General features: G+C 45.8%; 14 protein-coding genes and 3 tRNA genes. 7 read left to right on the top strand and 10 right to left on the bottom strand.

Features of this window, described 5'->3' with window-relative positions; translation table 11 throughout:
• Both ICN15_RS10335 and ICN15_RS10340 read right to left on the bottom strand, forming a co-directional pair.
• Positions 1 to 646, bottom strand: a 646-nt coding sequence (locus tag ICN15_RS10335) for a helix-turn-helix domain-containing protein (RefSeq protein WP_216202671.1), incomplete at its 3' end; no start/stop codon positions are given.
• A gap of 200 nt (positions 647 to 846) precedes the next feature.
• Positions 847 to 1,410 (bottom strand): peroxiredoxin, encoded by a 564-nt coding sequence (locus ICN15_RS10340; RefSeq protein ID WP_216202672.1) that lies wholly within the window; start codon positions 1,408 to 1,410, stop codon positions 847 to 849.
• An 88-nt stretch (positions 1,411 to 1,498) separates the two neighbouring features.
• On the opposite strand from ICN15_RS10340, the gene ICN15_RS10345 reads away from it, so the two are divergent.
• Positions 1,499 to 2,965 carry a PLP-dependent aminotransferase family protein gene (locus ICN15_RS10345; RefSeq protein WP_216202673.1) on the top strand — a complete coding sequence of 489 codons (1,467 nt, stop codon included), beginning with the start codon at positions 1,499 to 1,501 and terminating at the stop codon, positions 2,963 to 2,965.
• Between the two features lie 126 nt (positions 2,966 to 3,091).
• Here the strand turns inward: ICN15_RS10345 and ICN15_RS10350 are convergent.
• The 3 genes from ICN15_RS10350 to ICN15_RS10360 form a co-directional block, all read right to left on the bottom strand.
• Positions 3,092 to 3,164, bottom strand: a tRNA-Phe gene (locus ICN15_RS10350).
• A 299-nt stretch (positions 3,165 to 3,463) separates the two neighbouring features.
• Positions 3,464 to 3,540 (bottom strand) — tRNA-Arg (locus ICN15_RS10355).
• Between the two features lie 36 nt (positions 3,541 to 3,576).
• Positions 3,577 to 3,653 (bottom strand) — tRNA-Pro (locus tag ICN15_RS10360).
• Positions 3,654 to 3,713: 60 nt separating this feature from the next.
• On the opposite strand from ICN15_RS10360, the gene ICN15_RS10365 reads away from it, so the two are divergent.
• Both ICN15_RS10365 and ICN15_RS10370 read left to right on the top strand, forming a co-directional pair.
• Positions 3,714 to 4,079, top strand: a complete 366-nt coding sequence (locus ICN15_RS10365; protein WP_216202674.1) for a hypothetical protein — start codon at positions 3,714 to 3,716, stop codon at positions 4,077 to 4,079.
• Positions 4,080 to 4,166: 87 nt separating this feature from the next.
• Positions 4,167 to 6,275, top strand: a complete 2,109-nt coding sequence (locus tag ICN15_RS10370; RefSeq protein WP_216202675.1) for a TonB-dependent receptor — start codon at positions 4,167 to 4,169, stop codon at positions 6,273 to 6,275.
• 8 nt (positions 6,276 to 6,283) lie between these two features.
• Here ICN15_RS10370 and ICN15_RS10375 read toward each other — a convergent pair whose 3' ends face one another.
• The 5 genes from ICN15_RS10375 to ICN15_RS10395 form a co-directional block, all read right to left on the bottom strand.
• Positions 6,284 to 6,808, bottom strand: coding sequence for a chromate transporter (locus ICN15_RS10375; RefSeq protein WP_216202676.1), 525 nt, complete (start codon positions 6,806 to 6,808; stop codon positions 6,284 to 6,286).
• Positions 6,805 to 7,377, bottom strand: coding sequence for a chromate transporter (locus tag ICN15_RS10380; protein WP_216202677.1), 573 nt, complete (start codon positions 7,375 to 7,377; stop codon positions 6,805 to 6,807). Before ICN15_RS10380 ends, ICN15_RS10375 begins: the two co-directional genes overlap by 4 nt.
• A complete protein-coding gene (locus tag ICN15_RS10385) occupies positions 7,374 to 8,201 on the bottom strand; it encodes a hypothetical protein (RefSeq protein WP_216202678.1) in 828 nt (275 codons plus the stop codon). Before ICN15_RS10385 ends, ICN15_RS10380 begins: the two co-directional genes overlap by 4 nt.
• A 45-nt stretch (positions 8,202 to 8,246) precedes the next feature.
• Complete coding sequence (gene ppk2, locus ICN15_RS10390; RefSeq protein WP_216202679.1) at positions 8,247 to 9,152, bottom strand: polyphosphate kinase 2; 906 nt, start codon at positions 9,150 to 9,152, stop codon at positions 8,247 to 8,249.
• Between the two features lie 64 nt (positions 9,153 to 9,216).
• On the bottom strand, positions 9,217 to 9,918 hold the full coding sequence (locus ICN15_RS10395) for a lysophospholipid acyltransferase family protein (protein ID WP_370625446.1): 702 nt from the start codon (positions 9,916 to 9,918) through the stop codon (positions 9,217 to 9,219).
• A 169-nt stretch (positions 9,919 to 10,087) separates the two neighbouring features.
• Here ICN15_RS10395 and ICN15_RS10400 point away from each other — a divergent pair, with 169 nt between their 5' ends.
• The 4 genes from ICN15_RS10400 to ICN15_RS10415 are packed head-to-tail and all read left to right on the top strand — an operon-like array spanning position 10,088 to position 13,325.
• Positions 10,088 to 10,897, top strand: coding sequence for a UDP-2,3-diacylglucosamine diphosphatase (locus ICN15_RS10400; protein ID WP_370625447.1), 810 nt, complete (start codon positions 10,088 to 10,090; stop codon positions 10,895 to 10,897).
• Complete coding sequence (locus ICN15_RS10405; protein ID WP_216202681.1) at positions 10,894 to 11,922, top strand: glycosyltransferase family 1 protein; 1,029 nt, start codon at positions 10,894 to 10,896, stop codon at positions 11,920 to 11,922. Before ICN15_RS10400 ends, ICN15_RS10405 begins: the two co-directional genes overlap by 4 nt.
• A 9-nt stretch (positions 11,923 to 11,931) precedes the next feature.
• Complete coding sequence (locus ICN15_RS10410; protein WP_216202682.1) at positions 11,932 to 12,333, top strand: diacylglycerol kinase; 402 nt, start codon at positions 11,932 to 11,934, stop codon at positions 12,331 to 12,333.
• 44 nt (positions 12,334 to 12,377) lie between these two features.
• Entirely contained in the window at positions 12,378 to 13,325 is a 948-nt protein-coding gene (locus tag ICN15_RS10415; protein ID WP_216202683.1) for a GNAT family N-acyltransferase, read from the top strand.
• Positions 13,326 to 13,327 lie beyond the last annotated feature (2 nt).

A 13,327-nucleotide genomic window follows, 5' to 3' on the forward strand; every position in this document is an offset into this window, starting at 1 on the left:
TACTACCCAGAGCTTGATCTTTAAGTGTGTGATGCCGCGAACGACGCATGATGCGGGTACGGCGTAAATGTGCCACGAGCTCTTTCTTCAAGGCTCCACGGGCTTGGATAAAGAGGCTGCGATAAATAGTCTCGTGTGACACCTGATAGCTTTCGTCATCTGGATACGTTTGCTTTAACCATCCGGCAATCTGTTGTGGCGACCACTGCAAGAGCTGCAGCTTGTCTGTCACGATACTTGCCAAGGGCTTGTTCAAGACCAGTTTACAAGTCTTGGGACGAAGTGCTCGATCCCAAGCTGAGCTATCTGCCCCAGCTGACCGGTAGTCTTTGGCACCACCATTGCGCTTTACCTCCCGACTAACTGTAGAAGGCGATCTACCTAAAAGCTGAGCGATAGAGCGAAGGGGTTGTCCCGTTGCTAGGCCGCGGGAGATCTCTTCTCGCTCGGCCAAAGTCAGCGCTAAAGCTGATCGAGTTCGCTCAGGAGGTCTGATGCCACCACTTTCGGCCAAAATACGCTGGATAGAAGAGTGGCCCCGATCAAATAACTGCGCTATCTGATGAAGGTTATCGCCTTTTTGCCAGCGTTCCCACATTAAAGCCTTCTGGGTGGCCGTGTAATAGATTCGGGGTCGTTGTTTCATGTGCAACACTCCTTTTGCTTACGCAGTTTGTAGTGTGTTGCATCGATCAGTTGAATTCAAGGCCGATTTGAGACGTCTGGGTCAATATTCTCAATGGGGCAGTTACTGACCCAAAGCAGACCTTCAAGGAAAGGCCGCCCGAAGGTGGTTTTGGCTTCTCTTGGTGGCCCGGGGCGGAATCGAACCAGGGCCTAGGATGCCTATCCCTGATGACCCTTCAAATAATCAATCACCCAGGCTGGATCGCTGTCACTTGGAAAAATCGGATAGTGAACCGCCTCAATTACCCCATTATTGGCAATTAATGTAACCCGCTTTAATAAAGTCATCCCAGCCGCTACAAAGGTTGGCATATTCAATGCCTTTTGAAATTGATAGTTCACATCACTAACTATTGGAAATGGCAAATGAAGTCTATCAGCCATCTCTTTTTGATAATCCGTAGTTTGAACACTTAAGCCTACAACCTCTGCGCCCAATGCTTGAAGCTCTTGATAGTGATCTCTAAATGAACAGCTCTGAGGCGTACAACCTCTTGCCCCAGGAATTTGATCCCAACCATCAGGCAAGGCAACATTAGGCTGCCCTGTCATTGGATAGCAATAGATAACCAATTTACCTTTAATGTCGCCAAAGTTAACAGTCTTACCATTAGTGGCATTTAAAGAAACATTGGGCAGTTTCATTCCCTTTAAATGATTGGTTGAGCCATCATCTTGAGGAATAGGTAGATCAGTAGGGAGTTGATTGAGGTTGGTTGTCATCGTAAGAAATCAAATTGGTTTAAGAGTTTTAAGCATAAAATATATTTGGATCTAAAAATAGATCCATTTATTCACAAAAATAGAGCCAATGTATCCTCCTGTCACAGCCCAAGAACTTGGCCCCGCCCATTCAGTTGATGGCCGCTCACGCCAACAGCGCCTTTATGAGTTGCTTAGGCGGGCAATCCTAGATGGGCGCTTGACTGAAGGAGAGACTTTGCCCTCGACAAGGGAGTTGGCTGACTCTCTGAAGATTGCGAGGAACTCAGTCATCTTTGCCTACGAGCAACTAAAGTCTGAAGGGTTTTTAGTTGTAAACAAAAAAGTGACTCAAATTGCTGTATTTGAAAATCATCCCAAAAGATCGGCCAATAAAAATAAAGTTGCCACCCTCCCCAGGCTATCGAAGCGGGGGCAATCAATTTACACTCAAGCTGAACCGATTCAATACTACTTGCCGTTTGCCCCAGGAATTCCAGATGTTGAGCATTTTCCATTTAACCGGTGGGCTAAATGTATTCAGTACGCTTGGAAAACTGTTGGCGCCCAACACCTGAGCTATTCATCCAGTGGTGGCGAACAAAAACTAAAAGAATCTATTACTCACTTTCTCAGACATAACAGAGGACTGAACTGCTCACCACAGCAAATCCTCATTACGGGTGGCACCCAAATGGCGATTGACTTTTGTGGTCAAGTTTTAGCTGACCCTAGCGAAAAGGTTTGGATTGAAAATCCGGGCTACTTCTTTGCTAGAAAGTCTTTAGAGACATCAGGCCTATCTATTATTCCTGTAGATATTGATAGCCAAGGAATGCTAGCAAATCAAGCCCTATGGGAAAAGGAAACTCCGCGCCTAATCTTTGTCACGCCATCACACCAATATCCACTGGGCTCAGTGATGTCTCTACAAAGAAGACTTGAACTACTCAAAGGAGCAAAAAAATATCGCGCCTGGATTATCGAAGATGATTACGACAATGAATTTAATTATCTTGATACAGCAATTACGCCTTTACAGGAGCTTGACCCTACAGCGCCAGTTATTTATTTAGGCACCTTCAGTAAATCACTATATCCCAGCTTAAAGATTGGTTATATGGTTTTACCTAAGTGGGCAGTTGATTCTTTAGCGCCAAAATACACTCATTTATATAGACAAGGTCAAGGAATTGAGCAATTGGCCTTAGCTAGATTCATTGAATCGGGCGAGTTGGATAGACACATTAAAGGGGCTCGAGAAATATACAGAAAGAGAAAAGAAGTCCTTAATCGTGAATTAATAAAAGCATTTAACAGTAAAGCCTCTGTTCTTGGAGGAAATGCTGGCACCCACTTAACTCTAGTCTTTAATCAAAAGATTGACGATAAGTCTTGGGCTAAAAAAGCGAATGCTCTTGGCATTGCCGTCAAGCCCCTAAGTGATTTTTATATCCACCCTAACAGGGTAAAAACATTCGGCCTTGTCATTGGCTATGGCTCTACCAATGAAAGAATGATTCCCCAGCTGGTACGGCAACTGAAAGATATTGTCGTTTTAAACGACATTGACTGACGCAGGGATGAATAATTGATTTGTCCTTTTAAAGGGCATTTCTAGATGGGAATATTCGAGATTAATGCATCTAATCCTGCCAAGCCATAAAAGAAAATAGCCCAACATGTGGGCTATCGAGATTCTTGGTGGCCAGGGGCGGAATCGAACCACCGACACAAGGATTTTCAATCCTCTGCTCTACCGACCGCTATTGGCCGATCTCTGCCATCCGGATATCCTCAGTTAGCTAACTTTCAGTGTCCAAAGTACATCAAATACCCTCCCCACCTTTCCACCCCAACTGTCGCGTTAAGTGACGCTAGATAGTCGGGTCAAACCGACACTAAATGACCTGCCCCTAAATTTCATTAAAATCGCCCAGTCGTTGGGTTGCACATAGTCAAAAGGATTCCCTTCGCTAGGCCAGGCTGAACCATACGCTAGCCAAGCTAGATAATGATTGAGCCAATAGACCACGATCTACCAGCCTACTTTTATATGAACTAATTTGAAATTTGGCCTGCCCAGCACGATTCGAACGTGCGACCTACGCCTTAGAAGGGCGTTGCTCTATCCAGCTGAGCTATGGGCAGAATATGCTGGGTCTGTATCTAGAACAATCAGGAAAGTGGTCGGAGTACAAGGATTCGAACCTTGGACCCCCTGCTCCCAAAGCAGGTGCGCTACCAGGCTGCGCTACACTCCGACGGAACCACTATTCTACACCGTGATGGCCTATTGAGGCAAATACTGTAAGATTCGGGGCATGAACGCCTTATTTTTAAGCACACTCAGAAAGCAGCTCAGGGGATGGATTGCTCTGAGTTTTCTGGTCGTTAGCTTATTGGGCACTCACTGGATTGGCTTTGTTCACAGCATCACCCATTCCGGAATCCAACATCACAATAGTGAACTGAGCTGTATAGACCAGGCACCCACGTTTGGGCATAGTTCTGCTAACTGCCATTTGTTGGATGCGCTTACGCTTGCAGGATTTGTTCCTGCTGACCCCGCTACATTTGCAGTGCAGACCCCCTTCAAGACTCTGGAGTCTGCATCTGATCAAACCACCCCTATTCGCATTCAGGCTCAACTTTATCAATCGAGAGCGCCGCCTAGCCTCATTCTATAAATCCCCATCTGGCCAAGCGGAAGCCTGGCTTGCCGATTTATTGAGTGCTCCATTAACAGGAGCATTCATCAGAATGAAAGCTTCAATATGCAGTACCAATACGATGTTTTAAATAAACAGAAATGCATTTTTATTCTGATATCTGGACTTCTGAATTCATTAGCGGTTGCTCAAACACCAGCATCCAATTTTGAAATTACTGCAACGGGTTCACAGGAAGCTACGCAAAGCATTTTGACGCCCACGAAGGTCCTTCAAGGGGATGAGCTATTAAATAAACTTGGTAGCACGCTTGGTGCCACTCTAGCCAATGAGTTGGGTATGTCTGCTACAGGTTATGGTGCCGGCTCTTCTCGACCCGTGATACGTGGTCTGGAAGGCTCACGGGTGCAAATTCTGCAAAATGGTTTATCTGTTGGTGATGTCTCAAACATCTCGCAAGACCACGCTGTTGGCAACAATATGCAAAATGCCCATCAAGTGGAAATCCTGCGTGGCGCTGCCGCCCTACTCTATGGCTCAGGCTCGAGTGGCGGACTAGTCAATGTAGTGAACGACCGCATCTTGACCAATCTGCCAGACAGACCAACCGGTGCCATCAATACAAGCTATGAAACTGTCAACAATGGGCGTGCTGGTGCTTTAGAGCTCGATGGCGGCTTTGGTTCAGTGGCGGTGCACGTGGATACTGCCATTAATAATGCCAACAACTACCGTATCCCGGGCAACTCAACCCAATCACAAGGGGAGCCGGCAGGCGGCTGGACTATACCGCCCACTGGCAATAACGGCAATAACTACAGCGGTAAGTTGCCGAACTCGTTTAGCAATCAAAATAATTTCGGATTCGGTATCTCTCATATTGGAGAGTCTGGCTACACCGGTGTGTCAGTTGAACGCCTAAACAATAACTATGGCATTCCGACGGCTGATGGCGGCTCAATCAATCAGTCACAGAATCGCTATGATCTGCAGCATCAAACACGTGATCCATTTGCTGGTTTTTCTTCGATTAAATTCAGCGCTGCGAATTCAAATTACAACCATACTGAATTTAACAATGTTGGCGTCGCGGCATCACAATGGAAAAATATTGCCAATGAAGCTCGTCTTGAATTAGCCCATAACCCAATTGCGGGTTGGAAAGGGACTTTCGGTGCACAGGTAAGCGCAGCATCACTCAATGCTACTGAAGTAGGCACTGGTAGTTACGCCATTGTTCCTCCAACGAAGACCAATTCCAATGCCTTATTTTGGATTGAAGAAGGTCAATGGAATTCTCTACAAGGTAGTCTAGGCCTTCGTTACAACAACGTTGCCCAAAATCCCAATTTAGGAACTGCCTTAGAGCAGCAGCCTACCTCCCCACCGACTGGCGGTGTTACGCCTGAGATAGCCTTACAAAATCGCAGATTTAATCTCCTCTCTTATTCTGCAGGTGGTTTATGGAGTTTTATGCGAGGCTATGGTGCTGGCCTTGCTTACACAGTTTCACAACGGGCTCCTAGCGCGCAGGAACTCTACTCGTATGGTGCGCATGAATCGACTGCTACTTTTGATATTGGAAACCCCAATCTCACTAAAGAGACTTCGCATAACTTCGAATTCAATCTCCAAAAAACCAATGGCCCTCTGAAAAGTAAAGCCACTCTCTATGCGAATCGTTTCAATAACTATATTTATGGTTACTACACCGGAACATCCATCAATAATCCAGGTCAAGAAGGCAACGGATTTAATGTAGTGACTGCCCAGCAAGCTGCGGCCACTATTAAGGGCATTGAAGGTGAGCTTACCTATAACTGGAATCAAACTGGCTTAGGTGGACGTGTCTTTGGCGATGCCTCACAAGGTACGTTTGATGCAGGTGGGAACCTTCCCCTGCAACCAGCTCCGCGTTTAGGTGCAGAGCTGGCGCATCAAAAAAATGGTTGGTTAGCTAGCACTACTTACATCTATAGCTATCAACAGAATCGATTAGCCAATTGGGAGCAAGGCCCTGCTCCAAGTTACAACTTACTCAATGCGGGCCTCTCTTATACAGAAAGAGTAAAGGATGTGAATTGGACGGTTTTTATGAACTTCAAGAACCTACTCAATGAACAGATTCGCTATGCGACCACACCAATGGCAGTCAGACTTTATGCACCCCAACCCGGGAGAAGTATGATGGTTGGTGTCAGGGGTGCGTTCTAAAGCATGGGCTACAAAAAATGGATTGCTGTCGCACTAACAGCACCTGAGCCCAGAATAATCCACACCGGATTAATTTTGGTTTTGAGAATCAGGTAGAGGGTTGCAAGTGCAAGAACCAAGGTGATGGGACTAACAATGGATGCCTTGCCAACCGCATAGACACCAGAAGCCATGAGCCCTAAAGAAATTGGCTCTAAGGCATTTTGAATCGTTCTGCGCCAAGGGCTCTCACCTAATCGATTCCAGAGTCTGCCCACATAAAAGCACAGAAGGCTAGAAGGTAAAAAGAAAGAAAGTAGTACGACACCGGCACCGATTAAGCCCGCCAACTGATAGCCCAGCACTAGGACCATCAACATATTGGGTCCAGGTGCTAATTGACCAATACTATAGATATGTACAAATTGGGTGTGATCAATACCAAACTGGTGCAAGAGTAATGATTGCATCTCGGGTAGGACGGCAGTGCCTCCCCCTACAGCCAAAATCGAGAGTAATGCAAAGCTCGAAGCAAGATTGATTAACAGACTCACGTGCCCTGACCCGGTCGATAGAGATAGATAGCAATAGGTGCCATGATGAGCAGAACCAACGGTAAGGATAATTTGGCAATACTCATGAGTAAGAAGGTGGCAACAATGATGAGGAGCGACTTGAGGTGGCGCCAATTGTCCTCACCAATACGATAAGTGATCGCGGCCAGTAAGCCAGAAGCAGCTGCTGCAATGCCAATCAAAACCAGATTTGCCAGGGGGTGATCAGCCGAGCTGGCATATAGAACTCCTATCGCTAGTACAAATAGACTACCCGGTAAAATTAAGCCTATAGTGGCAATCACTGCCCCGATGGCGCCACGCAGATGATCGCCTGCTAAGACAGCCATATTGACTGAATTGAGTCCAGGCATGGTTTGGCTAATGGCCAAGTAGGCCATGAATTCATCGGGTGATAGCCACTTACGCTTTTCTACCAGGAGAATGCGCTCGTAGGCAATAATTCCACCGCCAAAACTAATAGCACCAATTAGCAGAAATTGGACAAATAGATCCCGGAGCGCTGGAGCTTTATCATCTACAACTATAGGATCAGCTTCTAGAGTCACTCTGGCTTGCCATACACTAAGGCTGTTTTTGTGCTCCCGATCTCCAGCCAGTCGGCCAACTCAATCTGCAGCTTTTTAAAAAACTTATCAGCACGCTTGTGTGCCTTTGCCTGCGTGCGATTTTCATCATTGACTCGATAGGAGAATGCCAACTCTCCAACGATGGGCTCCCCTACACTCTTCATCCAAATAGCAATATCGCAGTGAGCCTGAACGCCGTCACCAAACACTAGATTGCCGATTGGTAAACACGCTTCTAGAATTTTATTTCCAGTTCCGCCAACTATCCGTAGTGGTAATTGTTTATCAATGGATAAATGGGCTAAACCAGGGAAGAATTTAGTAGCGCTACCCAGCGTTCGATCAAATAAATTATCCAAGGGAACGGCATCTAAAATAGCGTTGTTAGAATAGATGGATCTCTTTGAACCCACATCATCTCCACGCAAGATCTCTTCTTTGAGGCGCAGTCTCGCTTTGATCTTTTTATTCGGAGCAGGATTGAAATGTGAGGATTCAAGTAAATCATGCGCTCGGCATTTGAGAGTCACCTCACACCAATCGTCGACCCACACGTTTTGGCGCGACTCCCGTACGCGCAAGATAATGTTGTTGCGGCGTAAGTCTTCTCCCGGCGTATCGTAAAAATAAATATTACGCAAACCTGTAGTGGCGTTGTCTAAATGGAAAAAATCTACTTTGCTCTTTTTGCAATAAGCCAGAATTTGATTACTTAATTCGGCAATTTTGCTACGGCGGTCTAAGCCTTTTGGCTTGATGAGGAGCTTGAACTCCCGATTGGTAATCGATTCGTGTAATTTCATGTATTAATCCCTTAATTTATAAGAGATTAACACTTTCCACAGGGCTTAGTAGACCTCGGGCACGTACATTTGCCGAGGCACAGGACCACGCAAATAATCCGGATTATGCACACGTTCAGGCAGAGTAATCTCCGGATGCTCAATTTCCTGATAGGGGATTTGATCCAGCAAATGGGTGATGCAATTCAAGCGTGCTTTTTTCTTATCGTTCGCAGCAACGACCCACCATCGGGCCTCTGGAATGTTGGTACGTTCCAACATCGTCTCCTTAGCCTTGGTATAAGCCTCCCAATGACGACGCGCATCTAAGTCCATTGGGCTTAACTTCCATTGCTTTAAGGGATCATGTATCCGTATCATAAAGCGACTGTACTGCTCATCATCCGAGATGGAGAACCAGTATTTTATTAAGATGATTCCTGAGCGAATAATCATGCGCTCAAACTCGGGTACTGTGCGCAAAAATTCCTCGTACTCGTCATCGGTACAAAATCCCATCACCTTCTCTACGCCGGCACGGTTGTACCAGCTGCGGTCAAACAGGACAATCTCGCCACCAGCAGGCAAATTAGAGACATAGCGCTGAAAATACCACTGCGTTTTTTCCCGCTCGCTTGGGGCGTTTAATGCCACCACCCTACACACGCGGGGGTTCAGTCTTTGAGTAATACGCTTAATGGCGCCGCCCTTACCCGCAGAGTCACGACCTTCGAATATCACTGCCACCTTTAGCTTTTTCTCTACAACCCAGTCTTGGAGCTTTACTAGTTCACCCTGTAGACGAAATAATTCCTTAAAATAGACTTGGCGAGGAATGACTGATGCACTGCCACCATCTTGCGAGAGACGGTCATCATCAAGCTCCATCTCAAGTTCTTCATCCATACTATCGAGAATATCTACTTGAGCGCGTCGATACCACTCAGCCATCTCATCATGCTTTGAAGTCATTTCTTCCCCTAATGCCTTGATTCGTTAGTCACTTTTTATCTCAAGGATATGACATTTTAATTACTTATGCTGCCTTGAGGGATTTAGCGATGGCATCCTGGCAATCATTGGCTAAATTCTTGCGATCAGGTGTGCTCTGTGCATCGCTTAAGTAGGGATTTAGGATGGTAATTTTAACCATTAAGGAGCGATTTTTGATGATATTGGACATGGATTCCAATAAGCCCATATCCCCAATAAATGCTGGGGACTCACTCCTTTCACCAGTCACTTTTGAGAGGTATTGGATAGCGAGCGGAAAAACAGGCACCTGGGCAAGGATGGCCGACTCGAAAAGATTCGGCTTAAAAGGCAGAACAGTCACTCCAGCCGTTGAGGTTCCCTCCGGAAAAATACAGATGGATTCCGTCTTCAGCACTTCCGCCATCTGCCCCACTACCTGTCTAGCATGGCGGGCACTATCTCTACGGATAAACACGGTACCCAATTGTTTAGCCATCCAGCCGAATATGGGCCACCCCGCCACTTCGGATTTAGCAACAAAACGGATCGGTTGAAATGCATTAATCACATGAATATCTAACCAGGAAACATGGTTAGAGGCAATTAAGTGCGGGGTATGGTGGAGCAAACCAGCGCCTTGAACGACCAGCTCAATATTGAATATCTTGAGAATACGCTTCGACCATTCTTGAATTTTTCGATCCTTGTTTCTGCGGCTCAGAAATGGAAAGAGAAATGACAGCGTACAGATACCGCAAGTCACATGAATCCCTATTTGCCACCACACCCAGATACGGAGAAGTGCTGATGTCTTATGAGATTGGATTTTTGAGGATAGACATTTCATATTCAAGCATCAATATAAATCATGTCATCAAAATGTCATAAAAATGTCATGATGATTACATGATGACTAGGCTTAATGCTTACTCATGATGCATTACAGAGCTATCTGGATTTCAGACATACACCTAGGAACTTCAGGGTGTCAAGCTAACTACCTCCTCGATTTCTTAAAGCACAATGAGGCCGATAAGTTCTATCTAGTTGGTGACATTATCGATGGTTGGCGCTTAAAACAGTCCTTTTACTGGCCACAATCTCACAACGACGTAGTTCAAAAACTACTGCGCAAGGCTCGCAAAGGCGCTGAAGTCATTTACATTCCTGGCAATCACGATGAAGCTGCCAGGCAGTATTTTGGTATGTCATTTGGGGACATTCAGGTTCAAGAAGAAACCATTCATACCTTGTTAGATGGTCGTAAGCTCTGGGTCACTCATGGCGACCTATTTGATGGTGTGATGCAATACGCTAAATGGCTAGCATACGTTGGCGACTCGCTTTACTCTTTCATTTTGTACATCAACCGCTACTACAACCTACTGCGGATCAAGATGGGCTTGCAGTATTGGTCTCTTTCTCAATACCTGAAGCATCAAGTCAAAAATGCGGTTAGTTATATTGCTGATTTTGAACACATCATGGCTAGAGAAGCCCGCCTCCGCAATTGTGATGGTGTCGTATGTGGTCATATTCATAAGGCAGAAATTCGCGAGATCGATGTCCTACTGTATTGCAATGATGGCGATTGGGTTGAAAGCCTATCTGCTTTAGTGGAGACTACAGAAGGTGAACTCAAAATCATTTACTGGACCAAAATTCAAGGGGATCCAGTTGAAACTCCTGAGATCACTTTCCAACCTACGATTGAAGCACTTATCAAAGAGGCTACCGTATGAAAATTATGATCATCACCGACGCATGGGATCCACAGGTGAATGGCGTTGTGAGAACATTGAAGCAAACCTGTGCCGAACTCATCGCGATGGGCCACGAGGTCGAAATGATCACCCCAAATGGCTTTAAATCCATCCCTTGCCCTACCTATCCCGATATTGCGTTATCACTATTCCCAGGGAAAGAAGTAGCCCGCAGTATTAAAGCATTCGCACCAGATGCAATGCACATTGCTACAGAGGGTCCCCTCGGTTTATCAGCCCGCGCTTACGCTATCAAAAATAAACTTCCCTTCTCGACTGCTTATCACACCCGCTTTCCGGAGTATGTCAAAGCACGTACTGGCATCCCGCTTGCGATTACCTATGCATTCATTCGCTGGTTCCACGGACCATCGATGGCTGTTATGGCACCGACCATTGTGGTTAAAGATGATTTAGAAAAGTATGGTCTCAATAATGTGGTTCTGTGGTCCAGAGGTGTAGATCTAGATATTTTTAAAATGCAAGACTCGAAAACGCTCAACACCACCCATCCAATTTTTCTTTATGTCGGTAGAGTCGCCGTTGAAAAGAACATTAATGCCTTTTTAGAAATCGATTTACCAGGCTCTAAATGGGTTGTAGGTGATGGTCCCGCATTGGCAGGTATTAAAGAAAAATATCCGGATATTAACTATCTTGGCGTCCTTCAGCAGCAAGAGTTAGCAAAGGTCTATGCTGCTGCTGATGTTTTTGTCTTCCCCAGTAAAACGGATACCTTTGGCTTGGTGTTGCTTGAAGCCATGGCCTGTGGAACACCTGTAGCAGCCTACCCTGTGACTGGCCCGATTGATGTTCTGGGCAATTCTCCAGCAGGAGCTATGAATGAAGATTTGCGTGAAGCCTGCCTAGAAGCCCTCAAAATTCCAAGAGAAGTAGCCCGAGCGCATGCTGAAAAGTTCTCTTGGAGGGCTGCTTCGGAGCAATTCGCCAATCACATTAAGCCGGTCCCCTCAACTGAAGCGCATGTCACTGCCCTTGCTTAAGACCCTATTTTGACTGCTCCTTACAACATCAATCAGAATCCCCACAAAGGCAATCGGGGACTCACTAGAGCTTGGCACGCAGCTAAGAACTCTTGGTGTGGGATTGTGTATGCATTCGAGGAAGAGAGTGCCTTTAGACAAGAACTTACTTTGCTTGCTGTGCTCACGCCAATCGCCTTTTTTCTTCCGATCACTCCGATAGAAAAATGTGCGCTGATTACCTCATTAATCCTGGTGCTAGTTGTCGAACTGCTGAATTCGAGCGTTGAGGCTGCGATCGATCGTATCTCCTTTGAGCACCATGACTTGTCAAAACGGGCAAAAGACTTTGGTTCAGCTGCCGTCATGCTCTCCCTGCTGATTGCAGCCCTGTTTTGGATCACCATTTGTATTCCACTTGCCATACATTGATCAGACATCATCTCTACTATTAACAGAACTACTCAAGGAAAACTATGTCAGATATTCCAAACCCGCTAGGCGCATTTGATATTTTCAATTCTCGCTTTGAAGGTAAGCCCTTTAAGAGCAAGAAGGTTAAGAGCAGCAAAACAGAGACTATTAAAAAACTCTTTTCGAAGAAATTGGCTAAAAAATTATTCGGTAAGAAGTTTGCTACTCGCGCGCGTTCAGGACAGAATATTCAAGCTGCAGCAATACCTGAAAAGGCGATAGCGAAAGCAAAGCGTCCTGCTTTCCAAATTTCTTGGGCTAACAGTACTAGTGAAATTAAAGAAGCACAACGCTTGCGTTATAAGGTGTTTGCAGAAGAAATGGGTGCCAAACTTCCTCCTCATCCTGAAAACTTAGATGTTGATGAGTTTGATACGTATTGCGATCACTTACTCATTCGCGACCAAGAGACACTCAAGGTAGTCGGCACATATCGGGTGCTACCTCCTCATAAAGCATTAGAAATCGGCCGCCTCTACTCTGATTCTGAGTTTGACCTCACTCGCTTAAACCACCTGCGCCCAAAAATGGTAGAGGTTGGTAGATCTTGTGTTCATGAGGACTATCGCTCCGGCGCAGTCATCATGGCACTATGGAGTGGTCTTGCCCAATACATGCTCAAGCATGAATACGAAATCATGTTGGGTTGTGCGAGTATTCCAATGGCGGATGGTGGTCACTTTGCAGCTAGTCTCTATAACTCCCTCAGCAATGAGCAAATAGCGCCCGTAGAGAACCATGCTTTCCCACGCCTACCCTTGCCATTAGATCGCCTCAACGGTGGCTTAGAAGTTGAACCTCCACCATTGATCAAAGGCTACCTAAAATTGGGTGCTAAGATTTGTAGTGCGCCTGCTTGGGATCCAGACTTCAATACTGCAGACGTACTCACTATGTTGCGTTTATCAGAAATTAATCCGCGTTACGCTAAGCATTTTTTCGGCGCATAGGA

The organism is Polynucleobacter sp. CS-Odin-A6, assembly GCF_018882095.1.
GTDB lineage: Bacteria > Pseudomonadota > Gammaproteobacteria > Burkholderiales > Burkholderiaceae > Polynucleobacter.

Coding starts and splice junctions, on each gene's coding strand:
- ICN15_RS10340 (WP_216202672.1), bottom strand. CDS start 1,410: ATGACAACCAACCTCAATCAACTCCCTACTGATCTACCTATTCCTCAA.
- ICN15_RS10345 (WP_216202673.1), top strand. CDS start 1,499: ATGTATCCTCCTGTCACAGCCCAAGAACTTGGCCCCGCCCATTCAGTT.
- ICN15_RS10365 (WP_216202674.1), top strand. CDS start 3,714: ATGAACGCCTTATTTTTAAGCACACTCAGAAAGCAGCTCAGGGGATGG.
- ICN15_RS10370 (WP_216202675.1), top strand. CDS start 4,167: ATGCAGTACCAATACGATGTTTTAAATAAACAGAAATGCATTTTTATT.
- ICN15_RS10385 (WP_216202678.1), bottom strand. CDS start 8,201: ATGAAATTACACGAATCGATTACCAATCGGGAGTTCAAGCTCCTCATC.
- ppk2 (WP_216202679.1), bottom strand. CDS start 9,152: ATGACTTCAAAGCATGATGAGATGGCTGAGTGGTATCGACGCGCTCAA.
- ICN15_RS10400 (WP_370625447.1), top strand. CDS start 10,088: ATGATGCATTACAGAGCTATCTGGATTTCAGACATACACCTAGGAACT.
- ICN15_RS10405 (WP_216202681.1), top strand. CDS start 10,894: ATGAAAATTATGATCATCACCGACGCATGGGATCCACAGGTGAATGGC.
- ICN15_RS10415 (WP_216202683.1), top strand. CDS start 12,378: ATGTCAGATATTCCAAACCCGCTAGGCGCATTTGATATTTTCAATTCT.